Below are 24,718 nucleotides of genomic sequence, written 5' to 3'. Positions count from 1 at the left end.
GTGGATAAGTATAGCGAGGCGCCCGTGAGGCCGTTTCGCCCGGGCTGGGTACCCACCCTGGTAGTGCTTGCGCTACTGCCGGGGTTGATTGCCCTTGGCTGCTGGCAATTGGGCCGAGCCGACGAAAAGCGCGCATTGCTGGCCAACCATGCCGAGCGCAGCGTCGACGCGCCGCTTTCCGCGGCCCAGTTGCAGTTGAGCAACGATACCGCCTTCCGCCGTGTGCACCTCTACGGCCGCTTCGATGCCGAGCACAGCGTGCTGCTGGACAATCGCATGCGCGACGGCCAGGCAGGCGTCGAGTTGCTGCAGCCCTTTCTCGACCAGCCCAGCGGCTTGTGGCTGTTGGTCAACCGCGGGTGGTTGCCCTGGCCCGACCGCCGCGTACCGGTGCCCTTCGACACCCCTGCGCAGGCTCTGGCCCTGGATGCCTGGGTATACGTAGCACCCGGCAGCACCTTTCAATTGCACCCCGACCCCGTTGGGGGCCAGTGGCCGCACCTGCTGACGGCCGTGAACCCTGCACAACTGTGGCAACAGCTCCAGCGCGAAGGATTTGCCCATGAACTGCGCCTGCAGCCCGGCCCGGCGGCTTACCGCCTGGACTGGCCAGTGGTGGCCATGGGGCCGGAGAAACACCTGGGCTATGCCGTGCAATGGTTCGCCCTGGCCACCGCACTGGTGCTGCTCTACCTCTACTTTGGCTGGCACAACAAAAAGGAGAACCGCAATGGCCGCCACCACCACTCCACTGGACATGCCTGAACGTCGCAAACCCAGAGCCCGCGGGCGTTTGCAGCTGATCCTGATTCTGCTGGTGGTGCTCGGCCCGATGATCCTGGCCACCAGCATGTACAAGCTCAAGTTCTGGGTGCCGGAAGGCCGAAGCTATCACGGTACGATGATCGGCAATGGCCAGAGCCGCAGCGATATCGGCATCGCTGGCGAAGACTCACGTTGGCAACTGCTGGTCAGCGCCCCAGAAAGCTGTGCCGAAGACTGCCAGCGCCTGGTTTACCTGGCGCGGCAGATCCAGATTGGCCTTGGCCGGGACGCCAGCCGTGCCAGCCATGCCCTGGCCGCTGCCCAACCGTTGAGTGCCGACTACCAGGCCTTACTGGGGCGCGAGTACCCACAGCTGCAGCGTTATCCACTCGATACACAGCGCTACCTTCAGAAGGTAGGAAACCCCGCGCCGCAACTGTGGATCGTCGACCCCCACGGCAACCTGGTGCTGCGCTATGACGGCAAGGTCAGCGGCAAGCATGTACTGGATGACCTGCGCCACCTGCTCAAGCTGTCCAACATCGGCTAGGAGCCCTGCCATGGCCAGACCCGGATTCCGCCTCGCTGTGTTCGCCACCCTGCTGGCGCTGCTGGTCGTACTGCTCGGTGCGTATACCCGTCTGACCCATGCTGGCCTGGGCTGCCCCGACTGGCCTGGCTGCTATGGCTTCATCAGCGTGCCGAAAACCGACGCGCAGCTGGCCCATGCCGAGCTGCACTTCCCCGAGCATCCGGTGGAGGTCGCCAAGGGCTGGGCCGAGATGGTCCATCGTTACTTTGCCGGCACGCTTGCCTTGGTGATTGCCCTGCTCGCCTTCCAGGCCGTGCGCCGGCATTCGCGCAACGGCCAGCCCTACCGCCTGCCGGTGCTGTTGCTAGGCGTTGTACTGGCCCAGGCGGCATTCGGCATGTGGACAGTGACCCTCAAGCTGTGGCCGCAGGTCGTCACCGCACATCTGCTGGGTGGCTTTACTACCCTGGCCTTGTTGTTCCTCCTGTCGCTGCGTCTGTCACGGGCCTTTGCACCGTTGCCGAAATTACCGCTGAGCTTGCGGCGGATTGCTGCCTTGGCGCTGCTGGTGGTTATTGGCCAGATTGCCTTGGGCGGCTGGGTCAGTTCCAACTATGCGGCCGTTGCCTGCACAGACTTGCCGACCTGCCATGGCCAGTGGTGGCCGGCAGCGGACTTCAGCAACGGTTTCCACCTGACCCAGCACGTCGGCCCGAACTACCTGGGCGGGCAACTGGACAGCGATGCGCGCACGGCCATCCATATCAGCCACCGCCTGGGCGCGCTGCTGGTCACTGGTGTGCTGCTGATGCTCAGTTGGAAGCTGCACCGCTGTGGCTTGCCTGGGTTGGGGCGCCTGGTACTGCTGGTGCTGGCGCTGCAGGTAGGCCTGGGCATCAGCAATGTGCTGTTGCACCTGCCTCTGGCAGTGGCTGTGGCGCATAACGCAGGCGGCGCACTGTTGCTGCTGAGCATGGTGCTGGTCAACTACCGTATCCGCGTCGTCGACAAGGTGCGCGTGGGCCAAGGCTGGCGCCTGACGCCGGTGACAGGCGTGGGCGCGGCCCATCAGTTGAGGAACGATTCGTGGCGACGCTTCTAACTGCGCAGCGCGCAGGCTGGCGCGACTATCTGGAGCTGACCAAGCCCAAGGTGGTGGTGCTGATGCTGATCACCTCGCTGGTGGGCATGTTCCTGGCGACCCGTGCCGGGGTACCTTGGAGCGTGCTGCTGTTCGGCAACCTCGGCATTGCCCTGTGCGCGGGGGGCGCTGCGGCGGTCAACCATGTACTGGACCGACGCATCGATGCGCTGATGGCCCGCACCCACAAGCGGCCGCTGGCCGAGGGCCGGGTTGCGCCACTGCCGGCGTTGCTGTTCGCCCTCGCCCTGGCGCTGCTGGGCATGGCACTGTTGCTGATGTTCACCAACGCCCTTACCGCCTGGCTGACGCTTGCCTCCCTGCTCGGCTATGCGGTGCTTTATACCGGCTTTCTCAAGCGTGCGACGCCGCAGAACATCGTTATCGGTGGCCTCGCAGGCGCGGCGCCGCCTCTGCTCGGCTGGGTGGCAGTCAGTGGCCATGTCAGTGCCGAGCCTTTGCTGCTGGTGCTGATCATCTTCGCCTGGACGCCGCCACACTTCTGGGCCCTGGCCATTCACCGCAAGGAGGAGTACGCCAAGGCCGATATCCCGATGCTGCCGGTAACACACGGCGAGCGCTACACCAAGCTGCACATCCTGCTCTACACCCTGATACTGCTGGCGGTGACCTTGCTGCCCTACGCCATCCACATGAGCGGCCCGCTGTATCTGGTCTGCGCCCTCGCCCTTGGCCTGCGCTTCCTGCAATGGGCCTGGGTGTTGTACCGTGGCAGCCGGCCGCACGCGGCGATCGGCACGTTCAAGTACTCTATCGGCTACCTGTTCGCGCTGTTCATTGCGTTGCTTGTTGACCACTACCTGTTGCTGAACCTATGACCCGAACCCAGAAAACCGTCTTCATCCTCGTTGCCCTGGTCGCGTTGATCATGGGCCTGACCGTCAACAAGGTGCTAAATGGCAGTGACCAGCCAAACCCCACCGAGCTGATCGACGCCGGCATCATCCTCCTGCCGCAGAGCCGCACGGTTGCCGACGTGACCATGACCAACCAGGACGGCCAGCCGGTGCAGCTGGACGATCTCAAGGGAAAATGGTCGCTGCTGTTCTTTGGCTATACCTATTGCCCGGATATCTGCCCCACCACCCTGGCCCAGTTGCGGCAGGTGAAGAGCGAGCTGTCCAAGGAAGCGGCCGACCGGCTGCAGGTGGTACTGGTGAGTGTCGATCCGAACCGCGACACGCCGAACCAGCTCAAGCAGTACCTGGGTTATTTCGACAAGGATTTCGTCGGCGTGGCGGGGTCGATCGAGGATACCCAGAAGCTGGCTAATGCCTTGAGCATTCCGTTCATTCCAGCGGATACCAGCAAGCCCGGATATACCGTGGATCATAGCGGTAACCTGGCGATTGTCGGGCCTGATGGGCGTCAGCGTGGGTTCATACGGGCGCCGTTCAACAACCAGAAGCTGGTGGCGCAGTTGCCGGGGCTTGTTAAGCGGGATTGAGATTGCTGGCCTGCTTTGCAGGCCATCGCGACACAAGGCCGCTCAACAAGGAACCGCGCTCTCCTGCAGGAGCGCGCGGTCCTGTTGCAAGACGGTATCAAGTCCCGGACTTGATCCTGGTCCAGGCCCGCGTCCTCGCCCGCTCTGCCTCACGCGTCAAAGGCTTGAGCGTATACAGCTTGGCCATCGCTTCGGCTGTCGGATACAGGTTGGGATTATTGCGAATCGCAGGGCTTACCTTTTCCGTCGCATCCTTGTTCGGGTTCGGGTAGCCGACAAAGTCGCTGATCGGGGCAATCACCTCTGGGCGCAGCAGGTAGTTGATGAACGTATGCGCATCCTCCGGGTTGGCGGCGCCCTTCGGAATCGCCAGCATGTCGAACCATATCGGCGCCCCCTCCTTGGGCAGGCGCATGTCCACCACCACACCGTTCTTCGCATCCCGGGCGCGGTTTGCTGCCTGGGAGAAACTACCGGAATAACCAACGGCAACGCAGATGTCACCGTTGGCGATATCTGCCATGTACTTGGAAGAGTGGAAGTAGGTGATGTAGGGGCGGATCTTCTGCAGCAGAGCTTCGGCTTGCTTGTAGTCATCCGGCTTGCTGCTGTTGGGGTCCAGCCCCAGGTATTGCAACGCCAGAGGCAGGATCTCTGATGGCGAGTCAAGCAGCGCTACGCCGCACTGCTTGAGTTTGGCGATGTTCTCTTCCTTGAAGAGCAGGTCCCAGCTGTCCACGGGAGCCGTGTCGCCAAGTACCGCCTTGACCTTGTCCGGGTTGAAGCCGATCAGCACCGTGCCGTACATGTAGGGCACGGCGAACTTGTTGCCCGGGTCGTTGGCCTCGATGAGCTTCATCAGTGCCGGGTCCAAGTGTTGCCAGTTCGGCAGCTTGCTGCGGTCCAGTGGCTGGAACACCCCCGCCTCGATCTGCTTGGCGAGAAACACGTTGGACGGTACTACCACGTCGTAGCCGGAGTTGCCTGTTAGCAGCTTCGCTTCCAGGGCTTCGTTGGTGTCGAAGATGTCGTAGACCAGCTTGACGCCGCTGTCCTTCTGGAAACCGGTCAAGGTTTGCGGGGTGATGTAATCGAACCAGTTGTACACGCGCAAGGTGCGCTGTTCGGCTTGTGCCTGGAAGGCACCGGTGAACAGGGTGGTTGCTATGAGTGGGGCGAGCAGGCACTTGAGTCGGACCATTATCGGGCTCCTGGCTGGGCGAGCTGGAAACCTTCCAGCACATTGACCGCGTTGATACCGATTTCTTCCACTGCGTAGCCGCCTTCCATCACAAACAAGGTCGGCTTGCCGAGTTGGGCGATACGTTTGCCCATCTTCAGGTAGTCCGGGCTGTCCAGCTTGAACTGGGAGATAGGATCATCCTTGAAGGTATCCACGCCAAGAGAGATGACAAGGACGTCGGCGTCGTAGTCTGCGATGCGCTCGCAGGCGTCTTCCAGCGCGGCGCTCCAGGCAGCCCAGTCACTGCCCGCTGGCAGCGGATAGTTGATGTTGCAGCCTTCGCCCGCGCCTGCGCCGGTTTCGTCCGCGTAGCCCAGGAAGAACGGAAACTCGTCTTGCGGATCGCCGTGGATCGAGGCGAAGAACACGTCATCGCGCTGGTAGAAGATGTCCTGGGTGCCATTGCCATGGTGGTAGTCGACGTCAAGGATGGCCACCCTGGCCCTGCCTTGGTCGAGGAAGGCCTGGGCGGCGATCGCGGCGTTGTTCAGGTAGCAGTAACCTCCCATCACTTCGGCGGCGGCGTGATGCCCTGGTGGGCGGCACAGGGCGAAGGCGGCATGGGCGCCTTGCTCGATTGCAGCCTGGGCGGTGAGGGCAACCTGTGCTGCGCTGTAGGCGGCCTGCCAGGTGCCTGCGGTGATGGGCGCGCCGGCATCGAAACTGTAGTAACCCAATTCGCCATGCAGGCCGGTGGGTTTGACTTGGCGCAAGGTGCGTGCCGGCCAGGTGAAGGGCAGCAGGTCGCCTTCCTGACCCAGCGCGGCCCAACGTGCCCAGGCGCCTTCGAAGAAGTCGAGATAGTCGGCGCTGTGGATGCGCTGCAGCGGTGCACGGCCAAAGTCGGTCGGGCCCTGGACATCACCGAGGTTGCGCTTTTTCACCTGCTCGAGCACATGGTCGGCGCGCGAAGGCATTTCGAAGCAGGGCATCAGCTTGCCGTCGATCAGCTCGCAGCGGCCGTGGTGCAGGCGGTGGTCATCGGAATAGATCGTCAGCATTGTTGTTCTCCGGTGGTTCTGGCGTTGGCCCATTTTCACGGGCTGCCGGGCGCGGGAGAACGACGCAAACGGCCAAAAGGGGATCGATGTGGCCAAGCTCGCTGGCCGTGATCAACCTCGGAAATGGCTGGGCGCCACACCGCTCCAACGCTGGAACGCATGCCGAAAGCTCGCCGTCTCACTGAACCCTAAGCGCTCGGCAATCCGGTAGATCGGCATCTGGTCATCGGCCAGCAACTGCTTGGCTTGCTCGAATCGAAGCTCATCGAGCAGTTGTTGATAACTGCTGCCAAGCGCCTGCAGGTGCCGGCGCAAGGTGCGAGACGAACAGTTCATCTGCTGCGCCAAGCCCTCCAGGCCGGGGGCCGCGTCCAGTTGCTGCAGCAGTAATTGGCGTATCCGCCCCAGCCAGGCCTGGCGCCCGGTGAATTCAAGGTTCAGGCGCCGGCAGCGCTCGCTCATGGCTTTGTGGGTGATCGGGTCGGCGAGAGGTAGCGGGGTGTCCAGCCAGCGCCGCTCGAAAGCAAAGGCGTTGTCATGCGCGTCAAAGCCGAGCGGACAGGGGAAGGCACTGCTATAGCGCTTGTGGTAGGCAGGTCGGGCATGCCCGAAACGGGCGCCGAACAGGGGCAGTGGGCGGCCCAGAAGGTCGTCACAGATTACTTTCAGCGACACCAGGCAGAACTCGGCATTGAAAGCGGCCAGCGCCGGTAGGTCGCGATATTCATCAGCGCTAAGCCAGATACGCTGGCCATCGTCTATCAGGCGTAAGCGAAAGACTGTTCCCAGCAGTGCCGGATACTGCAAAGCCAGGCGCAAGGCGTCACCCAAAGTGGCACTGGAGAGCAGGGCGTAACCAAGCATGCCGTAGCACGACACATGCATGCGTCTGCCCAGCTCCAGGCCTATGTCTTCACGCCGTGCCACGGCGTTGGCGCATACCTGCAGCTCTTGCTGGGTAGTGATGCGCGCATCGGCATGGCCAAGGTCTGCCGGGCCTATACCGCTGCCAGCCAGCAGCGCAGCAGCCTCGCACCCCTGTTCCTGAAACAGGTTGAGGATCAGCGAAACCGCGTTGAGGGTGGTCAGGTGGCTGTGCAGCATGCTCGGTATTTCCGTGGGGCCGGGGGACATTACAGAGCAAGTTGTGTGCCGGGATTTCGCGGGCGAAAAAAAGGGCCCGGAGCGTGCGCTCGGGCCCTTGAAAGGTCGAGAGGTGTCTAGTCCCTCAAACCTGGTGAGACTGTTACAGCAGCCGGGTTACGCCTTCAGCGGAACCAGACGTGGAGCGATCATGTTTTCCGGACGCAGGATGTCGTTGAGCATCACTTCGTCCAGCAGCTGTTCTTCGCGTACCAGTTCCAGCACGCCACGGCCGGTTTCCAAGGCTACGCGGGCAATACGGGTGGCATTTTCGTAGCCGATGTATGGGTTCAGGGCGGTGACCAGGCCGATCGAGTGCTCGACCAGTTCACGGCAACGCTGTTCGTTGGCGGTGATGCCGACGATGCAGTGCTCGCGCAGCATGTCCATGGCACGCTGGAGCAGGCGGATCGAGTCGAAGATCTTGTAGGCGATCAGCGGCTCCATCACGTTCAACTGCAGCTGGCCACCTTCGGCGGCGACGGTCAGTGCCAGATCGTTGCCCATGATGGCGAAGGCAACCTGGTTGACGGCCTCCGGGATGACCGGGTTGACCTTGCCTGGCATGATCGAGCTGCCTGGCTGGCGCGCTGGCAGGTTGATTTCGTTGATGCCGGTACGTGGGCCGCTGGACAGCAGGCGCAGGTCGTTGCAGATCTTCGACAGCTTCACCGCAGTACGCTTGAGCATGCCGGAGAACAGCACGAAGGCGCCCATGTCTGAGGTGGCTTCGATCAGGTCGGCAGCCGGTACCAGCGGCTGGCCGCTGATGGTCGCCAAGCGCTGTACGGCCAGGGCCTGGTAGCCAGGGTCGGCGTTGATGCCGGTGCCGATGGCGGTACCGCCCAGGTTGATTTCGGTCAGCAGTTCCGGGGCCAGCGAGCGCAGACGCTGCAGGTCTTCGGTCATGGTGGTGGCGAAGGCGCGGAATTCCTGGCCCAGGGTCATTGGCACGGCGTCCTGCAGCTGGGTACGACCCATCTTCAGTACGTGGTCGAACTCTTTACCTTTGGCAGCGAAGGCCTGGATCAGGCTGTCGAGGCTGGCCAGCAGCGCGTCGTGGCCCAGCAGCAGGCCCAGACGGATCGCGGTCGGGTAAGCGTCGTTGGTCGACTGCGCCATGTTCACATCGTTGTTCGGGTGCAGGTACTGGTACTCACCCTTCTGGTGGCCCATGGCCTCCAGCGCGACGTTGGCGATGACCTCGTTGGCGTTCATGTTGGTGGAAGTACCAGCGCCACCTTGAATCATGTCCACAACGAACTGGTCGTGGAAGTCACCGCGGATCAGGCGGGCGCAGGCCTCGCTGATGGCGGCGTGCTTGGCATCGCTCAGGTGCCCCAGCTCGCGGTTGGCGTCGGCAGCGGCCTGCTTGACCATGGCAAGTGCCACGACCAGCTTCGGGTAGTGCGACAGCGGAACACCGGAGAGATGGAAGTTGTTGGCAGCGCGCAGAGTCTGGATGCCGTAGTAGGCATCGGCAGGGACTTCAAGGGTACCAAGCAGATCTTTTTCGACGCGGAACGATGCAGCGGAGGACATGATGGATATCATCTCGATTTTGACCCGGCACATGCCGGAATGGCGCCAATCCTAGGCCTTAAGGGGATTTTGCGGCCAATGCTGTTGCACGCTAACCTATGCACAAACGGCATAGTGTTTGATGTGACGCCAATTGACATTCGAGCGTGTTCCATTTTGGTGCATGCCGGGAGATTCGCTTAGTGAACCTAGAAAGCAAATGGCTGGAAGACTTCAGTGCGCTGGCCGCCACCCGTAGTTTTTCCCAGGCAGCGGAGCGCCGTTTCGTCACCCAACCGGCCTTCAGCCGACGGATTCGTAGCCTTGAGGCGGCGCTTGGTCTGACGCTGGTGAATCGTTCCCGCACACCCATCGAGCTGACGGCGGCTGGTCAACTTTTTCTTGTTACAGCGCGGACAGTTGTCGACCAGTTGAGCGAAGTTCTACGCCATTTGCATCATCTTGAAGGTGGCCAGGGCGAGGTGATCCAGGTGGCGGCGGCGCACTCGCTGGCATCAGGCTTTTTCCCTCGCTGGGTTGCACAACTGCGCAACGATGGTTTGAACATCGCCACACGGCTGGTGGCGACCAACGTGGGGGATGCCGTGCACGCGCTGCGCGAAGGTGGCTGCGATCTGATGCTAGCTTTCTACGACCCGGATGCGGCGCTGCAGATGGACGCCGAAATCTTTCCCTCGCTGCACATGGGGACCACCGAAATGCTTCCCGTCTGCGCCGTGGGGGCCGATGGAAAGCCGATGTTCGACCTTGAGGGCGATGCCAGCGTGCCGTTGCTTGCTTACAGTGCGGGCGCCTTCCTTGGCCGCTCCGTGAGCCTGCTGCTGCGCCAACGCAATTTGCGCTACACCACGGTGTATGAGACAGCCATGGCCGACAGTTTGAAGAGCATGGCGTTGGAAGGCATGGGCGTTGCCTGGGTGCCCCGGCTTTCGATGCGTGGTGAACTGGAGCGTGGCGAGCTGGTGATCTGCGGAGGTGCCCAGTGGCACGTGCCCCTGGAAATCCGCTTGTATCGCTGTGCACTGGTGCGCAAGGCCAACGTGCGTCTGCTTTGGCGCAAGCTCGAGTCCGCTGGAGCTCAAGGTGAAGGTTCAGCGTGAGTTGTATTTGAGGTAGTCGGCGATGTTCGCCCGGTTCTTGTCGCTGTACTGGTAGCAGTTCGATCGGGCCGGAATTCGGGGATGTGTGTAGGTTTCGCAGACCCACCCGTTGAACTTCAGTTCGGCGTCTTCATGCGTGGCTGAAAGCAGATGGCCGATTTCATGGGCGGCGCTACTGTAAGCGGCCAATGAAGCGATGGCGGTGTTCTGTTTGAAGTAGGCCAGGCCCGCATTGTAGTTCAGCCCGCTGTGGTCATAGCTGTTGCGCGTCATCAGCAGGTGTTTGTTCATGAGAGAGAAGGGATGGTTCGAGGTTAGTTCAAGCACTCCTTGGGTGAATGCCTCAAGAATCTGACTGGATGGCAGGCCTTGGTAATCAATATCGGTGATGCCCGGCACGTTGCGTCGCAAGATCAGTTCCGTGGGGTGGGCGGTGAAACTGCGCATCTCATCGATCCAGTGCTGAAAGTAATCGTTGTGCAATTGCTCGTCGCTGATGCTGGTCAGTTCGTCGTGAAGGTAAACGGTCACAACCAGCGACTTGGCCGCTACGGCGCAAGGCAGCTGCAGGGACAGCAGGAGGCTGAAAAAGAGCGTGAGGGTCTTGGGCATGGCGATTCTCCGGGTGGATTGAATTGGCGGCGCGATCGTCACCACCTGGAATGCCTTTCGGCAGTCGGAAAAAGTTGTCCCACGAGACAGCTTGCCCTTTGATCCGACATGTGCTTGTGGGGGTGGGCGGGCCGACTTGAAATACGCTACAATCCCGCGCCTTCGGCCGACCCGGTCGATTCAGAATCCGTATGACAAGCCACGCCGGTCCACCTGCGTGGCTTGTTGCTTTTAGCGCGCCTGAAGGCGCTTGCAGGAGAGGCTCGACGATGAGTGCACTGGTTGGCGTGATCATGGGCTCCAAGTCCGATTGGTCCACCCTTAGCCACACCGCCGATATGCTGGAAAAACTCGGCATTCCCTACGAAGTGAAGGTGGTTTCCGCCCACCGCACCCCGGATCTGCTGTTCCAGTACGCTGAAGAGGCCGAAGAGCGTGGCATCGAGGTGATCATCGCTGGCGCTGGTGGCGCTGCGCACCTGCCTGGCATGTGCGCTGCCAAGACCCACCTGCCGGTGCTGGGTGTGCCGGTACAGTCGTCGATGCTGTCGGGTGTCGACTCGCTGCTGTCGATCGTGCAGATGCCTGCCGGCGTGCCGGTTGCCACCCTGGCCATCGGCCGTGCCGGTGCGGTCAACGCCGCGCTGCTGTCGGCTAGCATTCTCGGTGCCAAATACCCGCAGTATCACGCGGCGCTCAAGCAGTTCCGCACCGAGCAGACCGACACTGTGCTGGACAATCCAGACCCACGTCAGGCTTGAGGCTGAACCCATGAAGATCGGTGTTATCGGTGGCGGCCAGCTGGGCCGCATGCTGGCTCTGGCGGGAACCCCGCTGGGCATGAACTTCGCCTTCCTCGACCCGGCGCCGGACGCCTGCGCTGCGCCACTTGGCGAACACCTGCGTGCCGACTACGGCGACCAGGACCACCTTCGCCAGCTGGCGGACGAAGTCGATCTGGTGACTTTCGAGTTCGAAAGCGTCCCGGCCGAGACCGTGGCCTTCCTCTCGCAGTTCGTCCCGGTGTACCCGAGCGCCGAAGCGCTGCGCATTGCCCGCGACCGCCTGTTCGAGAAGAGCATGTTCCGCGACCTGGGCATTCCTACCCCGGCCTTCGCCGATATTCTCTCGCAGGCCGACCTTGATGCGGCGGTGGCCAGTATCGGCCTTCCGGCTGTGCTCAAGACCCGGACCCTGGGTTACGACGGCAAGGGCCAAAAGGTACTGCGCACGCCTGAGGATGTGGTGGGTACTTTTGCCGAGCTGGGCAGCGTGCCGTGCCTGCTGGAAGGCTTCGTGCCGTTCACCGGCGAAGTGTCCTTGGTGGCCGTGCGAGCACGCGATGGCGAAACCCGCTTCTACCCGTTGGTGCATAACACCCACGAGAGCGGCATCCTGCGCCTGTCTGTGGCAAGCCAGGCGCACCCGCTGCAGGCCCTGGCCGAAGATTATGTCGGCCGTGTGCTCAAGCAGCTGGACTATGTGGGTGTGATGGCCTTCGAGTTCTTTGAAGTCGACGGTGGCCTCAAGGCCAACGAGATCGCGCCGCGTGTGCACAACTCCGGCCACTGGACCATCGAAGGTGCCGAGTGCAGCCAATTCGAAAACCACCTGCGCGCTGTTGCCGGCCTGCCGCTGGGTTCGACTGCCAAGGTCGGCGAGAGCGCCATGCTCAACTTCATCGGTGAGGTGCCGGCAGTAGAAAAGGTAATTGCCATCGATGACTGCCACCTGCATCACTATGGCAAGGCCTTCAAGGCCGGGCGCAAGGTCGGTCACGCCACCCTGCGTTGCCAGGATATGGCCACCCTCGAGCGCAAGATTGCCGAAGTAGAGGCCTTGATCGGCAACTGATCGGGCATCTGATCGAACTTCTGCAAGCGGTTCGCCCTCTGAAATGGCAACAAGCCAAAGCGCTGTCTAGGCTTTGGCTTGCTCCATCTTCACTGCAGAGGGATTGCCATGGGCATCATTGGAACTATCTTCATCGGCCTCATCGTTGGCCTGCTGGCGCGCTTCATCAAGCCCGGCGACGACAGCATGGGCTGGATCATGACCATCCTGCTGGGTATCGCCGGCTCCTTGATCGCCACGTATGGCGGCCAGGCCTTGGGGATTTACCAGGCCGGGCAGGCAGCGGGCTTCTTCGGCGCGCTGGTCGGTGCCATCGTCCTGCTGGTGATCTTCGGATTCATCAAGAAACGCTGAATTCTGGTTAGAATGCCCGGCAATTCATCCGAGTTGCCGAGCATTTTCATGCGTGCCTTTTTTCTCATCCCCATGCTTCTGGCCAGCACCCTGGCCCATGCCGAACTGCCTGAAACCGACTGGCTCGAGCTCATGCCCAAGTCGGACCAGAAAGCCCTCGAACAGATGCCCGAGATCGACCACAACTCGCCGGAGGCGATGGGTACCTTTACCGACAAGGGCGGCTTGAAGCAAAGCAAGGGCCTGCCGGCGGTTATGTACTCGACCAAGACCGTGGCCGCCATGAACGGCAAAGAAATTCGTCTTGGCGGTTACCCCGTGCCGCTTGAAAGCGATGCCAAGGGCAACAGCACGCTGTTCTTCCTGGTGCCTTACCCGGGCGCTTGCATCCATGTACCGCCGCCGCCACCCAACCAGCTGGTGCTGGTGCGCTATCCGAAGGGCTTGAAGATCGATGACATCTACACGCCGTTGTGGGTCAGCGGGACGTTGAAGGTGGAAAAGGTCAGCAACGATCTGGCCGATGCGGCGTATGCTCTGGAAGCCGGGAAGGTGAGGGTGGTGGAGGACGCTGACCTGTGAAGGGGCTGCACCTGCAGGTATGCGCGATCTCCGTAGGAGCGGCCTTGTGTCGCGAAAGGACCGCACAGCGGTCCCAGGCAGTTGAATCAAAGCGCTTCGCTGCCAATTGCCACTTGCAGCGAATGGAACGCCCCAGGCTTCAACTCCACCACATCGTCCCAGACATTCGCCGTCTCGATGCACAGCATTCGCTGCCAGCCATCATCGGCCATGTCAGGCAATTCCTGGGCTCTGTCGGTCCATGGGTTCCAAATCACCGCTGAACGTGAACCGCTGCTGCTCAGGGTAATGCGCCGGTTCCAGTGCGGGTCGACAATGCCCAGTTGCGCAGGCGTATTCAGGTAGATGCGATCGGTCTCACCGGTGAACGTCAGCGCACCCTGCTGCTGGCGCTGTTCCCAGTCAGCCAGAGTCTCGATGTAGCCCAGCCCGTCGACACCCTCGACCCGCGCCTGACGCACATCGCTGACGGCAAAATAGCTGTGCAGGGCCTGGCTGATGGTGACAGGGGTATTGCCCCTGTTACGGCTGGTGAGGGTCAGTTCAAGCGCATCACCCATGACGATCAGCAGCTTCAGCTCCACATCATGTGGCCACTCCGGCAGGTCGCCCTGGGCCTCCGGCAGTTCGAATTCGATGCGCAGCGCGCTGGCTGCTTCTTCGATGCCCAGCAGTTGCCAGTCCCGTGTGCGGGCCAACCCATGGGCGGGAGCCTGTGTGCCACGGTACATGCCCTGGACGGATTCGGGGTTGCGCTGCAGGTTACCGAACCACGGCCAGCACACCGGCACACCTGCGCGCACCGACTTACCCTGACGGAACATGGCCTGGTCACTCAGCCACAGCAGCGGCGGCTCGCCAATGTGCTGGTAGCTGAGGATCTGCGCGCCCTGCTGGGCGATCAGTAGTTCGGCACGGTCGCTGGTGATACGCCAGCAGTTGAGTTCGCCGTGTTGCTCGGTTACAACCTGGAAGGTAGCCATTGCGCTCGTCTCATTGATTGCCTGTGGGCCTTCGACCCGGTGGCTTGCAATGAGTTTACCGCTCGTATGGCTTAGCGACGAGGCACCGAGCGGGTGCGGCCGCTGCCATCGATGGCGACGAAGACGAACACTGCTTCGGTAACCTTGCGCCATTCGCTGGACAGCGGGTCGTCGCTCCACACTTCGACCATCATCTGGATCGAGCTGCGGCCGATTTCCAGCGTCTGGGTATAGAACGACAGTTGTGCGCCCACGGCCACAGGCACCAGGAAGGCCATGCGGTCAATGGCCACTGTCGCCACCCGGCCACCCGCGACGCGGCTCGCCATGGCAGTGCCTGCCAGGTCCATCTGGGCGACCAGCCAGCCGCCAAAGATGTCGCCAAAACCGTTGGTTTCGCGGGGTAACGCAGTGATTTGCAGGGCCAGGTCGCCTTGCGGGATAGGATCTTCTTGTTCGAGCTCAATCATGCGGTGGGGCCTCTGACCCGTGACGCTTTCGTTGGTGTGGCGCAAAGGCCGAGTAAACGATTCAGCTTGAAACATACTACGCCGATTTCGTTTCGCTGGACGGCCGTAGGGAAATTCTGCGAAACCGCCTGACTTAAAAGACCGGCGTTTTCGCACAACATCCCACCGTGGCGGCAACGTTTTCCTACGAACGGGCAGTATATATAGCCAAACGCTCAGCGACGACCGTGCAGTCATGAATATCTGTATGGATTTTGTATCGCTTTCAGCACGCCCCGGCAATTTGCTATCTTCGCCTGTCACCGCCAGAAGCCGCGTGCCAAGCGGCCTGCATGCCCTACAAGAGAAGAACAAGCAATGACCTCCGTGCCGAGCAGTATCGAGCAGCCCTCGCGGCCGCTGACCCGCAGTGACTACAAGACCCTCTCACTGTCCGCGTTAGGCGGAGCCCTTGAGTTCTACGACTTCATCATTTTTGTGTTTTTCGCCACGGTGGTCGGCAAGCTGTTCTTCCCGGCCGACATGCCCGAGTGGCTACGTCTGATGCAGACCTTCGGCATTTTCGCCGCTGGTTACCTGGCCCGTCCGCTGGGCGGCATCATCATGGCCCACTTCGGCGACCTGCTTGGGCGCAAGAAGATGTTCACCCTGAGCATCTTCATGATGGCCCTGCCAACGCTGATCATGGGCCTGCTGCCGACCTATGCCCAGATCGGCATGTGGGCACCGATCCTGTTGCTGTTGATGCGCGTGATCCAGGGTGCGGCGATCGGAGGCGAAGTGCCTGGCGCCTGGGTGTTCGTGTCTGAGCATGTGCCAGCGCGCAACACCGGCTATGCCTGCGGTACCCTGACCGCAGGCCTGACTGCTGGCATTCTGCTTGGCTCGCTGGTGGCGACACTGATCAACACGGTCTATAGCGTTGAAGAAGTCGCCGACTACGCTTGGCGTATCCCGTTCCTGCTTGGCGGCGTGTTCGGCCTGTTCTCGGTGTACTTGCGCCGCTGGCTGCACGAAACTCCGGTATTCGCCGAGATGCAGCAGCGCAAGGCGCTTGCCGAAGAGCTGCCGCTGCGGGCCGTGCTGCGTGATCACCGCGGGCCGATCATCCTGTCGATGCTGCTGACCTGGATGCTTTCTGCCGGCATCGTAGTGGTCATCCTGATGACACCGGCGTTGTTGCAGAGCATCTACCACATCAGCCCCACCGACTCGCTCAAGGCCAATAGCCTGGCGATCGTGCTGCTTAGCCTTGGCTGCATCGGCTCTGGGAGCCTGGCCGACCGCTTTGGTGCCGGCCGCGTCTTCGTGATCGGCAGCCTGTTGCTGCTGGTGACATCCTGGACCTTCTACCACAGCCTGCCGACCCACCCGCAACTGCTGTTCCCGCTGTATGCCATCACCGGCCTGTGCGTAGGCGTGATCGGCGCGGTGCCCTATGTGATGGTCAAGGCGTTCCCGGCGGCAGTGCGCTTCAGCGGCCTGTCGTTCTCCTACAACGTGGCCTATGCCATTTTCGGCGGCTTGACGCCGATGGTGGTGACCGCGCTGCTCAAGGTCAGTCCGATGGCGCCTGCTTATTACGTAGCGGGCCTGTGCGCCGTCGGTCTGGTTGTCGGGCTGTATTTGCTGTCGAAAAAACGCTGATAGTGCTCTAGCCCCCGCTCCTGCAACATTTTGAAAGGCCATCCTGGGTATCCAGTGATGGCCTTTCATCCAATTGTCATATTGGAGTCATATCGTGTTCATGCGGCCTGCAGATACTTGGGCCCGATCCATCCAACATCCCAATATTCCTGCTAGGAGCAAGGCATGAAACTGAAGCGTTTGATGGCGGCCCTTACCTTTGCCGCCGCTGGCGTTGCAACCGCCAACGCGGTAGCCGCCGTCGACCCTGCGATCCCGACCTACACCAAGACCACTGGTGTTTCGGGCAACCTCTCCAGCGTCGGTTCCGACACCCTCGCGAACCTCATGACTCTGTGGGCCGAGGCCTACAAGAAGGAATATCCAAACGTCAACATCCAGATCCAGGCTGCCGGCTCCTCCACTGCGCCACCCGCGCTGACCGAAGGCACCGCCAACCTTGGCCCGATGAGCCGCAAGATGAAGGACGTCGAGCTGCAGGCCTTCGAGCAGAAGTATGGCTACAAGCCGACCGCCATCCCGGTCGCCGTCGACGCCCTGGCCGTGTTCGTACACAAAGACAACCCGATCAAGGGCCTGACCATGGCTCAGGTCGACGCGATTTTCTCTTCCACTCGTCTGTGCGGCGCCAAGGCTGACGTCAAGACCTGGGGCGACCTGGGCGTGACCGGCGACCTGGCCAACAAGCCAGTTCAGCTGTTCGGCCGTAACTCGGTATCGGGTACCTACGGTTACTTCAAGGAAGAGGCTCTGTGCAAAGGTGACTTCAAGCCTAATGTCAACGAACAGCCCGGCTCGGCGTCGGTCGTGCAGTCGATCAGCTCCTCGTTGAACGGCATCGGCTACTCGGGTATCGGCTACAAGACTGCCAGCGTCAAGACCGTAGGTCTGGCCAAGAAGGAAGGTGGCGAGTTCATCGAAGACAACGAGGCCAATGCCCTGAACGGCACCTACCCGCTGTCGCGCTTCCTGTACGTCTACGTCAACAAGGCCCCGAACAAGCCTCTGGCCCCGCTGGAAGCCGAGTTCGTCAAGCTGGTGCTGTCGCAGGCTGGCCAGCAGGTCGTGGTGAAGGACGGCTACATTCCGCTGCCGGCCAAGGTGGTCGACAAGACCCTGGCTGACCTGGGCCTGTCCCACGCCGGTAACGTTGCAAAGAAGTAAGTAACTGAGGAAAAGGCCGGCACTGAAGCCGGTCTTTTCCACGAATTCTCGGTCCGAAGCCAGGGCTCCTGAGCGGCGGGCTTTTTTGCGTCAACGCACTGTCATGTTTTTGTCATACGGGACCGCTAGGGTGTGCGCATGAATGATCTGGCCAACTCCACCATGACCCAAAAATCCCCTCCCGAGCGGATTGATTTCAATACGCCCGAGTTGCAACGCAAGCGCCGCATGCGCGCGCTCAAGGACCGCCTGACCCGCTGGTATGTACTGGTGGGCGGGCTTGCCGTGCTGGCAGCCATCACGCTGATCTTCTTCTATCTGGCCTACGTGGTGCTGCCGCTGTTCCAGGGCGCCGAGCTGACCAGCAAGAAGGCCCTGGAGCCGACCTGGCTGCAGCAGGATGCCGGTAAGCCGCTGATGATCGCGCTCGAAGAGCAGAACCTGGTCGGCATGCGTGTCTCGGACAAGGGGCAGGCACTGTTCTTCGATACCAAGACCGGGAACGAGCTAAACCGCGTCGACCTGCCGCTGCCGGCAGGCACCCAGGTGAGCTCGATCAGCACCGACCAGCCGGGCAGCCCCCTGGTAGTGCTGGGCTTGTCCAATGGTCAGGCGCTGGTATTCCACCACACCTACAAGATCACCTACCCGGACAACAAAAAGACCATCACTCCAGGCATCGACTACCCGTATGGCCCGGAGCCGTTCGTGTTGGATGAGCAGGGCCGCGCGCTGGAGCATGTCAGCGTCAACGTAAACGGCGATACTCTGATGCTGGCCGGTTCCACCGGTGCGCATCTGCAGGTGGTCGAGCTGACGCGCACCGAAAACCTGATGACCGAAGAGGTCACCACCGAGCAGAACCGCATCGAGCTGCCGCAAATGACCGAGGTGGTGAAGAACATTTTCATCGACCCGCGCCAGCAGTGGCTGTACGTGATCAACGGCCGAGCCACCGCAGATGTCTTCAGCCTGCGCGACAAGAGCCTCAATGGCCGCTACAAGCTGTCCGAGAGCGCTGACACCGAGATCACCGCCACCGCGCAACTGGTCGGCGGCATCTCGCTGATCATCGGTGACTCCAAAGGCGGCCTGGCCCAGTGGTTCATGGCCCGTGACCCGGATGGCGAATCGCGTTTCAAGCAGATCCGTACCTTCCAGATGGGCAAGGCGCCGATCGTCCAGATCGACGCCGAAGAGCGCCGCAAGGGCTTCATCGCCCTGGACGCCGAAGGCAAGCTGGGCGTCTTCCACAGCACCGCGCACCGCACCCTGCTGGTCGAGCCTGCTGCCGAAGGCCCAGGTATCCTGGCCCTGTCGCCGCGTGCCAATCGCATCTTCATCGAAGAGGGTGGCAAGCTGCTGCCACTGAACCTGAAGAACCCGCACCCGGAAATCTCCTTCAGCGCGCTGTGGGGCAAGGTCTGGTATGAGAACTACGACGAGCCCAAGTACGTCTGGCAGTCGACGGCTTCGAACACCGACTTCGAGCCTAAGCTGAGCCTGTCGCCCCTGACCTTCGGTACCCTCAAGGCCGCGTTCTACGCGATGATCCTGGCGGCACCGCTGGCCATCGCTGCAGCTATCTACACCGCTTACTTCATGGCCCCGGGCATGCGCCGCAAGGTCAAGCCGGTGATCGAACTGATGGAAGCGATGCCGACGGTGATCCTCGGCTTCTTCGCTGGCCTGTTCCTCGCGCCGTACCTGGAAGGGCACCTGCCGGGTGTGTTCAGCCTGTTCCTGCTGATGCCGTTCGGCATCCTGCTGGCGGGATTCACCTGGAGCCGCCTGCCTGAGTCGATTCGCCTGCGCGTTCCGGATGGTTGGGAAGCCGCCATCCTGATCCCGGTGATCCTGTTCACCGGCTGGTTCGCCCTGACCATGAGCCCGTACCTGGAAACCTGGTTCTTCGGCGGCGACATGCGCCTGTGGATCACCAATGACCTGGGTATCACCTACGACCAGCGCAACGCCCTGGTAGTGGGTATCGCCATGGGCTTTGCGGTCATCCCGAACATTTACTCGATCGCCGAAGACGCCGTGTTCAGCGTTCCGCGCAGCCTGACCCTGGGCTCCCTGGCCCTGGGTGCGACGCCGTGGCAGACCTTGACCCGCGTGGTCATCCTCACTGCCAGCCCGGGTATCTTCTCGGCGCTGATGATCGGCATGGGCCGAGCGGTGGGCGAGACCATGATCGTGCTCATGGCCACCGGCAACACCCCGGTGATGGAGATGAACCTGTTCGAAGGCATGCGTACCTTGGCCGCCAACGTGGCGGTGGAGATGCCCGAATCCGAAGTCGGCGGCAGCCATTACCGTGTGCTGTTCCTCGCTGCTCTCGTGCTGCTGATGTTCACCTTCATCATGAACACCTTGGCCGAGCTGATTCGCCAGCGTCTGCGCAAGAAATACTCGTCGCTTTGATAGAAAGGTAGAGATCCGTGAAAAAGGATTCCCTCAAAGGCTGGTTCAAGAGCGGCGCCCCAGGCGTCTGGATCAGCGGTGGCGCGGTCGCCATGGCGGTCATCATGACCGTCGGCCTGCTGGCCGTGATTGCCGTACGCGGCCTGGGCCACTTCTGGCCCGCCGACCTGGTCCAGGCCACCTATAAGGTGCCGGGCCAGGGTGACCACGTCATCGTCGGTGAAGTGGTTCAGAAAGAAGAAGTGCCCCGCGTTCGCCTCAAGGGTGCCGGCCTGCCGGTGCCGGACGAAGGCCCGGAGTTCATGACCCGTGAGCTGATCAAGGTGGGTAACCGTGACCTCAACGGCAGTGACTTCACTTGGGTGGTCGGTGAATGGTTGGTCGACGAGCAGCGTCCGGTCGACCTGATCGCCCTGGAGCGCCGCGAATGGGGCAACTTCTACGGCTACCTGGTGAGCGTCAAGGAACAAGGCCGCGTGGTCGCCGAGGGCGCTGGCGCCTGGAACGAGCTGCAGGCACGCCTGAAACGCGCTAACCAGCTCAACAGCGAGCTGCAGCAGCTTGAGAAAAAAGACATCGGTGCCATCAACCATGGTCTTGAGCGCCTGCGCCTGCAAGGCCGCAAGCTGGAACTGGAAGGCAAGCTGGACGCTACGGCCCAGGCCGACATAGATGCCGAACGCGCCGAGTTGAACAGCCGCTACAAGGCCATCGAAGACCGCCTCAGCAGCCTGCATCAGGCCTTCTCCCGCGACAGCCTGGTCGCTCGCGACGGCAACGGCCGCGAAGTGGAGATCAACCTGAGCAAGGTCGTGCACGCCATCCAGCCTAACGCCATGTCCGGCTTTACCAAGATGGGCACCTATTTCGCCAAGGTCTGGGAATTCCTCAGCGACGATCCTCGTGAAGCCAACACCGAAGGCGGTATCTTCCCGGCGATTTTCGGTACCGTGATGATGACCCTGATCATGGCCGTGATCGTCACCCCGTTCGGCGTGCTGGCGGCGGTCTACTTGCGCGAATACGCCAAGCAAGGCCCGGTGACGCGCCTGATCCGCATCGCCGTGAACAACCTGGCGGGGGTTCCGGCCATCGTCTACGGCGTGTTCGGCCTGGGCTTCTTCGTCTACGTGCTGGGTGGTTCGATCGACCGCCTGTTCTTCCCCGAATCGCTGCCGGCACCGACCCTGGGCACGCCAGGCCTGCTGTGGGCATCGCTGACCCTGGCGCTGCTGGCCGTGCCGGTGGTGATCGTGGCCACCGAGGAAGGCCTGGCGCGTATTCCACGCACCGTGCGTGAAGGCTCGCTGGCGCTTGGCGCGACCAAGGCCGAGACCCTGTGGAAAATCGTGCTGCCAATGGCCAGCCCGGCAATGATGACCGGCATGATCCTCGCCGTGGCCCGTGCCGCTGGTGAAGTAGCGCCGCTGATGCTGGTGGGTGTGGTCAAGCTGGCGCCGTCGTTGCCGCTGGACGGTAACTACCCGTACCTGCACCTGGACCAGAAGATCATGCACCTGGGCTTCCACATCTACGACGTCGGCTTCCAGAGCCCCAACGTCGAGGCCGCGCGACCGCTGGTATACGCCACTGCGCTGCTGCTGGTGATGGTGATCGCCACCCTCAACCTCTCGGCGGTGTGGATCCGTAACCACCTGCGCGAGAAGTACAAGGCCCTGGACCACTGATTGAAGCTTTAAGCCACAAGCGGCAAGCTCCAAAAGGAGTGCCGCTTTGCCCTAACTTGCAGCTTGCAGCTTAAAGCTTGCAGCTACAAACGGAGTGAGACCATGCAGCAAGAATCCCACACCCACGGCATCGACATGGCTGCCCTGGGCCGCGACAAGCAGAGCCTGCGTCTGGCCGAAGAGACCGTGGCTATCGAAGTACCCGGCCTTAGCCTGTACTACGGCGACAAGCAGGCGTTGTTCGACGTCAGCATGAACATCCCCAAGCAGCGCGTGACGGCTTTCATCGGCCCTTCGGGCTGTGGCAAGTCGACGCTGCTGCGCACCTTCAACCGCATGAACGACCTGGTTGACGGTTGCCGTGTTGAAGGTGCCATCAACCTGTACGGCAACAACATCTACCGCAAGGGCGAGGACGTGGCCGAGCTGCGCCGTCGCGTGGGTATGGTGTTCCAGAAGCCAAACCCGTTCCCCAAGACCATCTATGAGAACGTGGTGTATGGCCTGCGTATTCAGGGCATCAACAAGAAGCGCGTGCTGGACGAAGCGGTCGAGTGGGCGCTCAAGGGCGCTGCGTTGTGGGAGGAAGTGAAAGACCGTTTGCACGACTCCGCGCTGGGCCTGTCCGGCGGCCAGCAACAGCGTCTGGTCATCGCCCGTACCATCGCCGTCGAGCCTGAAGTACTGCTGCTCGACGAGCCTTGCTCGGCACTGGACCCGATCTCGACGCTGAAGGTCGAAGAGCTGATCTACGAACTGAAATCCAAGTACACCATCGTTATCGTGACCCACAACATGCAACAGGCGGCCCGTGTTTCGGACTACACCGCGTTCATGTACATGGGCAAACTGGTCGAATTCGGTGATACCGACACCCTGTTCACCAACCCGGCGAAGAAGCAGACCGAAGACTACATCACCGGTCGCTACGGCTAACGGCGCTTTTGGGCGCGGCTGCAGGCTTTGGGCTGCAAGCTTCAAGCTTCAAAAAAAAGCAGCTAGCGCGGAGCCAGGAAACGACACGAACTACTTGAGGCTTGCAGCTTGCAGCTTCGCGGAGCGAAACGATGATCAACAAAGAAAGCCTGACGCACCACATTTCCCAGCAGTTCAACGCCGAACTCGAAGAGGTGCGCAGCCACCTCCTGGCCATGGGCGGGCTGGTCGAGAAACAGGTCAATGACGCGGTTACCGCACTGATCGAAGCCGACTCGGGCCTGGCCCAGCAGGTGCGTGAAGTCGACGAGCAGATCAACCAGATGGAGCGCAACATCGACGAGGAGTGTGTGCGCATCCTCGCCCGTCGCCAGCCGGCGGCCTCCGACCTGAGGTTGATCATCAGCATCTCCAAGTCGGTGATCGACCTGGAGCGTATTGGCGACGAATCGACCAAGATCGCCCGCCGCGCCATCCAGTTGTGCGAAGAAGGCGAATCGCCGCGCGGCTACGTCGAGGTGCGCCACATTGGCGACCAGGTACGCAACATGGTGCGCGATGCACTGGATGCCTTCGCCCGCTTCGATGCCGACCTGGCTCTGTCGGTGGCCCAGTACGACAAGACCATCGACCGCGAGTACAAGACCGCCCTGCGTGAACTTGTGACCTACATGATGGAAGACCCGCGCTCGATCTCGCGGGTACTGAGCGTCATCTGGGCCCTGCGTTCGCTGGAGCGTATCGGCGACCACGCACGCAACATCTCGGAACTGGTGATCTACCTGGTGCGCGGTACCGACGTACGTCACATGGGCCTCAAGCGCATGAAAGCCGAAGTTCAGGGCACGGCTGGCGATGAGGCTGAAATTGCTAATGTTCCGGCTGAACCGGACGATAAATAAGATTGCTCCCGAGCATCGACGCCCGGCCTTCGCCGGGCGTTTTCGTTTGCGCTTGAGCAGTCAGCAGGCACCCGCGAACGATGCAAAGAGATCCCGGCGTGATCCAGGTGTTGGCAAATGGCCACCAATCGACGGTAGGCTAGTCGGGATTCAAGAGGAGTATCGATGAGTAAAGTCAATGTGCTGGTCGTGGATGACGCCCCGTTCATCCGTGATCTGGTGAGGAAGTGCCTGCGTAATGCCTTCCCGGGCATGGTCATCGAGGATGCGGTCAACGGCCGCAAGGCCATGACCATGCTGGGCAAGGAAACCTTCGACCTGGTGCTGTGCGACTGGGAAATGCCCGAAATGTCCGGCCTTGAACTGCTGACCTGGTGCCGACAGCAGCCAGAGATGAAGAACCTGCAGTTCATCATGGTGACCAGCCGCGGCGATAAGGAAAATGTCATCCAGGCCATTCAGGCGGGCGTCTCCGATTTCGTTGGCAAGCCATTTACCAACGAGCAGTTGCTGACCAAGGTGAAGAAAGCCCTGACCAAGATCGGCAAGCTTGAAAGTTTGGTCGCCGGTGGCCAGGCGCGGGTGAATTCGGCGTTCGCCAACGATTCGTTGAGCGCGCTGACCGGGGGCAAACCAGAAGCGGTCAAGGCCCCGCCTGCTGCGGCTGTGCCGGCCAAGCCGTTGATCAATGCACCGAAACCGCAGACGGCCGCCGCAGCCGCTGCGCAGACCGGGCGTGGACAAGGCCAGCTGCGCCTTTCCAGTGGTACTCAGCCTTGTGTGATCAAGGCGCTGAGCCTCAAGGAGGCGCTGCTGGTGGTACGACGCAGTGCAGTGCTGCCACAGGTGCTCGAAGGCGCTGTACTGGACCTTGAGCAGGGCGAGAGCGCTGAAGTTGCTCGCCTGAACGGTTACCTGCATGCCATTGCGGCATTGGAGCCGAAACCTGAAAGCGACTGGCTGCAACTGACCTTCAAATTCGTCGACCAAGATGCGCAGAAGCTCGACTACCTGTCGCGGCTGATTGCCCGCGGCACCACGCAGAAGCACTTCACCCCCGGCGCCTAGTTTCGTCGTACTCCGATTCTGTAGGGGCGGCCTTGCGTCCGCGAAAGCGCTGTACAGCGTCCCCCGTTTTGCGGCGCGGCAAGCATGGCTGGGGCT

The 24,718-nt window shown here is 61.6% G+C and carries 24 protein-coding genes; 17 read left to right on the top strand and 7 right to left on the bottom strand.

Features of this window, described 5'->3' with window-relative positions; all coding sequences use genetic code 11:
* Positions 1-24 precede the first annotated feature (24 nt).
* The 5 genes from ACW4TB_RS10850 to ACW4TB_RS10830 are packed head-to-tail and all read left to right on the top strand — an operon-like array spanning position 25 to position 3,906.
* The gene (locus tag ACW4TB_RS10850) at positions 25-765 is read left to right on the top strand and encodes an SURF1 family protein (protein WP_254466921.1); all 741 of its coding nucleotides are present in this window, start codon (positions 25-27) and stop codon (positions 763-765) included.
* A complete protein-coding gene (locus ACW4TB_RS10845; protein ID WP_254466922.1) occupies positions 731-1,315 on the top strand; it encodes a hypothetical protein in 585 nt (194 codons plus the stop codon). Before ACW4TB_RS10850 ends, ACW4TB_RS10845 begins: the two co-directional genes overlap by 35 nt.
* A 10-nt stretch (positions 1,316-1,325) precedes the next feature.
* Entirely contained in the window at positions 1,326-2,399 is a 1,074-nt protein-coding gene (locus tag ACW4TB_RS10840) for a COX15/CtaA family protein (RefSeq protein WP_279930209.1), read from the top strand.
* Positions 2,384-3,277: a heme o synthase gene (cyoE, locus tag ACW4TB_RS10835; RefSeq protein WP_279930207.1), complete on the top strand. Its 894-nt coding sequence runs from the start codon at positions 2,384-2,386 to the stop codon at positions 3,275-3,277. Before ACW4TB_RS10840 ends, cyoE begins: the two co-directional genes overlap by 16 nt.
* Positions 3,274-3,906, top strand: coding sequence for an SCO family protein (locus ACW4TB_RS10830; protein ID WP_012312083.1), 633 nt, complete (start codon positions 3,274-3,276; stop codon positions 3,904-3,906). Before cyoE ends, ACW4TB_RS10830 begins: the two co-directional genes overlap by 4 nt.
* 97 nt (positions 3,907-4,003) lie before the next feature.
* On the opposite strand, the gene ACW4TB_RS10825 is transcribed toward ACW4TB_RS10830, so the two are convergent.
* From ACW4TB_RS10825 to aspA, 4 genes are all read right to left on the bottom strand, one after another.
* Positions 4,004-5,110 carry a polyamine ABC transporter substrate-binding protein gene (locus tag ACW4TB_RS10825; RefSeq protein ID WP_455842979.1) on the bottom strand — a complete coding sequence of 369 codons (1,107 nt, stop codon included), beginning with the start codon at positions 5,108-5,110 and terminating at the stop codon, positions 4,004-4,006.
* Entirely contained in the window at positions 5,107-6,150 is a 1,044-nt protein-coding gene (locus ACW4TB_RS10820) for a histone deacetylase family protein (RefSeq protein WP_012312085.1), read from the bottom strand. The genes ACW4TB_RS10825 and ACW4TB_RS10820 overlap by 4 nt, the downstream gene beginning before the upstream one ends.
* Before the next feature lie 111 nt (positions 6,151-6,261).
* The gene (locus tag ACW4TB_RS10815; RefSeq protein WP_012312086.1) at positions 6,262-7,254 is read right to left on the bottom strand and encodes an AraC family transcriptional regulator; all 993 of its coding nucleotides are present in this window, start codon (positions 7,252-7,254) and stop codon (positions 6,262-6,264) included.
* A 156-nt stretch (positions 7,255-7,410) separates the two neighbouring features.
* A complete protein-coding gene (gene aspA / locus ACW4TB_RS10810; protein WP_042111854.1) occupies positions 7,411-8,835 on the bottom strand; it encodes an aspartate ammonia-lyase in 1,425 nt (474 codons plus the stop codon).
* 182 nt (positions 8,836-9,017) lie between these two features.
* Here aspA and ACW4TB_RS10805 point away from each other — a divergent pair, with 182 nt between their 5' ends.
* Positions 9,018-9,935, top strand: coding sequence for a LysR substrate-binding domain-containing protein (locus ACW4TB_RS10805; RefSeq protein WP_012312088.1), 918 nt, complete (start codon positions 9,018-9,020; stop codon positions 9,933-9,935).
* Here ACW4TB_RS10805 and ACW4TB_RS10800 read toward each other — a convergent pair.
* On the bottom strand, positions 9,927-10,547 hold the full coding sequence (locus ACW4TB_RS10800) for a hypothetical protein (protein WP_012312089.1): 621 nt from the start codon (positions 10,545-10,547) through the stop codon (positions 9,927-9,929). The genes ACW4TB_RS10805 and ACW4TB_RS10800 overlap by 9 nt on opposite strands.
* 269 nt (positions 10,548-10,816) lie before the next feature.
* Between ACW4TB_RS10800 and purE the strand changes: the two genes are divergently transcribed.
* The 4 genes from purE to ACW4TB_RS10780 all read left to right on the top strand — a co-directional run bounded on the left by purE (position 10,817) and on the right by ACW4TB_RS10780 (position 13,337).
* Entirely contained in the window at positions 10,817-11,308 is a 492-nt protein-coding gene (gene purE, locus ACW4TB_RS10795) for a 5-(carboxyamino)imidazole ribonucleotide mutase (protein WP_012312090.1), read from the top strand.
* A 10-nt stretch (positions 11,309-11,318) separates the two neighbouring features.
* Positions 11,319-12,401 (top strand): 5-(carboxyamino)imidazole ribonucleotide synthase, encoded by a 1,083-nt coding sequence (locus ACW4TB_RS10790; protein WP_254466925.1) that lies wholly within the window; start codon positions 11,319-11,321, stop codon positions 12,399-12,401.
* A gap of 108 nt (positions 12,402-12,509) precedes the next feature.
* On the top strand, positions 12,510-12,755 hold the full coding sequence (locus tag ACW4TB_RS10785; RefSeq protein ID WP_012312092.1) for a GlsB/YeaQ/YmgE family stress response membrane protein: 246 nt from the start codon (positions 12,510-12,512) through the stop codon (positions 12,753-12,755).
* Positions 12,756-12,803: 48 nt separating this feature from the next.
* Positions 12,804-13,337, top strand: coding sequence for a DUF3299 domain-containing protein (locus ACW4TB_RS10780; RefSeq protein WP_012312093.1), 534 nt, complete (start codon positions 12,804-12,806; stop codon positions 13,335-13,337).
* 86 nt (positions 13,338-13,423) lie between these two features.
* On the opposite strand, the gene ACW4TB_RS10775 is transcribed toward ACW4TB_RS10780, so the two are convergent.
* Both ACW4TB_RS10775 and ACW4TB_RS10770 read right to left on the bottom strand, forming a co-directional pair.
* Positions 13,424-14,320: a D-hexose-6-phosphate mutarotase gene (locus ACW4TB_RS10775; protein ID WP_012312094.1), complete on the bottom strand. Its 897-nt coding sequence runs from the start codon at positions 14,318-14,320 to the stop codon at positions 13,424-13,426.
* A gap of 71 nt (positions 14,321-14,391) precedes the next feature.
* Complete coding sequence (locus ACW4TB_RS10770; RefSeq protein WP_003253317.1) at positions 14,392-14,790, bottom strand: acyl-CoA thioesterase; 399 nt, start codon at positions 14,788-14,790, stop codon at positions 14,392-14,394.
* A 378-nt stretch (positions 14,791-15,168) separates the two neighbouring features.
* On the opposite strand from ACW4TB_RS10770, the gene ACW4TB_RS10765 reads away from it, so the two are divergent.
* From ACW4TB_RS10765 to ACW4TB_RS10735, 7 genes are all read left to right on the top strand, one after another.
* Complete coding sequence (locus ACW4TB_RS10765) at positions 15,169-16,437, top strand: MFS transporter (RefSeq protein WP_455842978.1); 1,269 nt, start codon at positions 15,169-15,171, stop codon at positions 16,435-16,437.
* A 165-nt stretch (positions 16,438-16,602) separates the two neighbouring features.
* Positions 16,603-17,601: a phosphate ABC transporter substrate-binding protein PstS gene (locus ACW4TB_RS10760; RefSeq protein WP_012312096.1), complete on the top strand. Its 999-nt coding sequence runs from the start codon at positions 16,603-16,605 to the stop codon at positions 17,599-17,601.
* 138 nt (positions 17,602-17,739) lie between these two features.
* The gene (locus ACW4TB_RS10755; protein WP_254466926.1) at positions 17,740-20,028 is read left to right on the top strand and encodes an ABC transporter permease subunit; all 2,289 of its coding nucleotides are present in this window, start codon (positions 17,740-17,742) and stop codon (positions 20,026-20,028) included.
* A gap of 92 nt (positions 20,029-20,120) precedes the next feature.
* Entirely contained in the window at positions 20,121-21,716 is a 1,596-nt protein-coding gene (gene pstA / locus ACW4TB_RS10750) for a phosphate ABC transporter permease PstA (protein ID WP_455842977.1), read from the top strand.
* A 135-nt stretch (positions 21,717-21,851) separates the two neighbouring features.
* Entirely contained in the window at positions 21,852-22,652 is an 801-nt protein-coding gene (gene pstB / locus ACW4TB_RS10745) for a phosphate ABC transporter ATP-binding protein PstB (protein WP_196998186.1), read from the top strand.
* Between the two features lie 131 nt (positions 22,653-22,783).
* On the top strand, positions 22,784-23,554 hold the full coding sequence (gene phoU / locus ACW4TB_RS10740; protein ID WP_012312100.1) for a phosphate signaling complex protein PhoU: 771 nt from the start codon (positions 22,784-22,786) through the stop codon (positions 23,552-23,554).
* A 165-nt stretch (positions 23,555-23,719) separates the two neighbouring features.
* Positions 23,720-24,622: a response regulator gene (locus ACW4TB_RS10735; protein ID WP_012312101.1), complete on the top strand. Its 903-nt coding sequence runs from the start codon at positions 23,720-23,722 to the stop codon at positions 24,620-24,622.
* Positions 24,623-24,718: the final 96 nt, after the last annotated feature.

The sequence above is a fragment of the Lelliottia jeotgali genome, assembly GCF_977070485.1.
This window is presented reverse-complemented; position numbering and strand designations above follow the sequence as displayed.

Bases quoted from the DNA above. Each gene is read 5' to 3' on its own strand.
- ACW4TB_RS10845 (WP_254466922.1), top strand. From the start codon at position 731: ATGGCCGCCACCACCACTCCACTGGACATGCCTGAACGTCGCAAACCC.
- ACW4TB_RS10840 (WP_279930209.1), top strand. From the start codon at position 1,326: ATGGCCAGACCCGGATTCCGCCTCGCTGTGTTCGCCACCCTGCTGGCG.
- ACW4TB_RS10830 (WP_012312083.1), top strand. From the start codon at position 3,274: ATGACCCGAACCCAGAAAACCGTCTTCATCCTCGTTGCCCTGGTCGCG.
- ACW4TB_RS10820 (WP_012312085.1), bottom strand. From the start codon at position 6,150: ATGCTGACGATCTATTCCGATGACCACCGCCTGCACCACGGCCGCTGC.
- ACW4TB_RS10815 (WP_012312086.1), bottom strand. From the start codon at position 7,254: ATGCTGCACAGCCACCTGACCACCCTCAACGCGGTTTCGCTGATCCTC.
- aspA (WP_042111854.1), bottom strand. From the start codon at position 8,835: ATGTCCTCCGCTGCATCGTTCCGCGTCGAAAAAGATCTGCTTGGTACC.
- ACW4TB_RS10800 (WP_012312089.1), bottom strand. From the start codon at position 10,547: ATGCCCAAGACCCTCACGCTCTTTTTCAGCCTCCTGCTGTCCCTGCAG.
- purE (WP_012312090.1), top strand. From the start codon at position 10,817: ATGAGTGCACTGGTTGGCGTGATCATGGGCTCCAAGTCCGATTGGTCC.
- ACW4TB_RS10790 (WP_254466925.1), top strand. From the start codon at position 11,319: ATGAAGATCGGTGTTATCGGTGGCGGCCAGCTGGGCCGCATGCTGGCT.
- ACW4TB_RS10785 (WP_012312092.1), top strand. From the start codon at position 12,510: ATGGGCATCATTGGAACTATCTTCATCGGCCTCATCGTTGGCCTGCTG.
- ACW4TB_RS10780 (WP_012312093.1), top strand. From the start codon at position 12,804: ATGCGTGCCTTTTTTCTCATCCCCATGCTTCTGGCCAGCACCCTGGCC.
- ACW4TB_RS10775 (WP_012312094.1), bottom strand. From the start codon at position 14,320: ATGGCTACCTTCCAGGTTGTAACCGAGCAACACGGCGAACTCAACTGC.
- ACW4TB_RS10770 (WP_003253317.1), bottom strand. From the start codon at position 14,790: ATGATTGAGCTCGAACAAGAAGATCCTATCCCGCAAGGCGACCTGGCC.
- ACW4TB_RS10760 (WP_012312096.1), top strand. From the start codon at position 16,603: ATGAAACTGAAGCGTTTGATGGCGGCCCTTACCTTTGCCGCCGCTGGC.
- ACW4TB_RS10755 (WP_254466926.1), top strand. From the start codon at position 17,740: ATGAATGATCTGGCCAACTCCACCATGACCCAAAAATCCCCTCCCGAG.
- pstA (WP_455842977.1), top strand. From the start codon at position 20,121: ATGGCGGTCATCATGACCGTCGGCCTGCTGGCCGTGATTGCCGTACGC.
- pstB (WP_196998186.1), top strand. From the start codon at position 21,852: ATGGCTGCCCTGGGCCGCGACAAGCAGAGCCTGCGTCTGGCCGAAGAG.
- phoU (WP_012312100.1), top strand. From the start codon at position 22,784: ATGATCAACAAAGAAAGCCTGACGCACCACATTTCCCAGCAGTTCAAC.
- ACW4TB_RS10735 (WP_012312101.1), top strand. From the start codon at position 23,720: ATGAGTAAAGTCAATGTGCTGGTCGTGGATGACGCCCCGTTCATCCGT.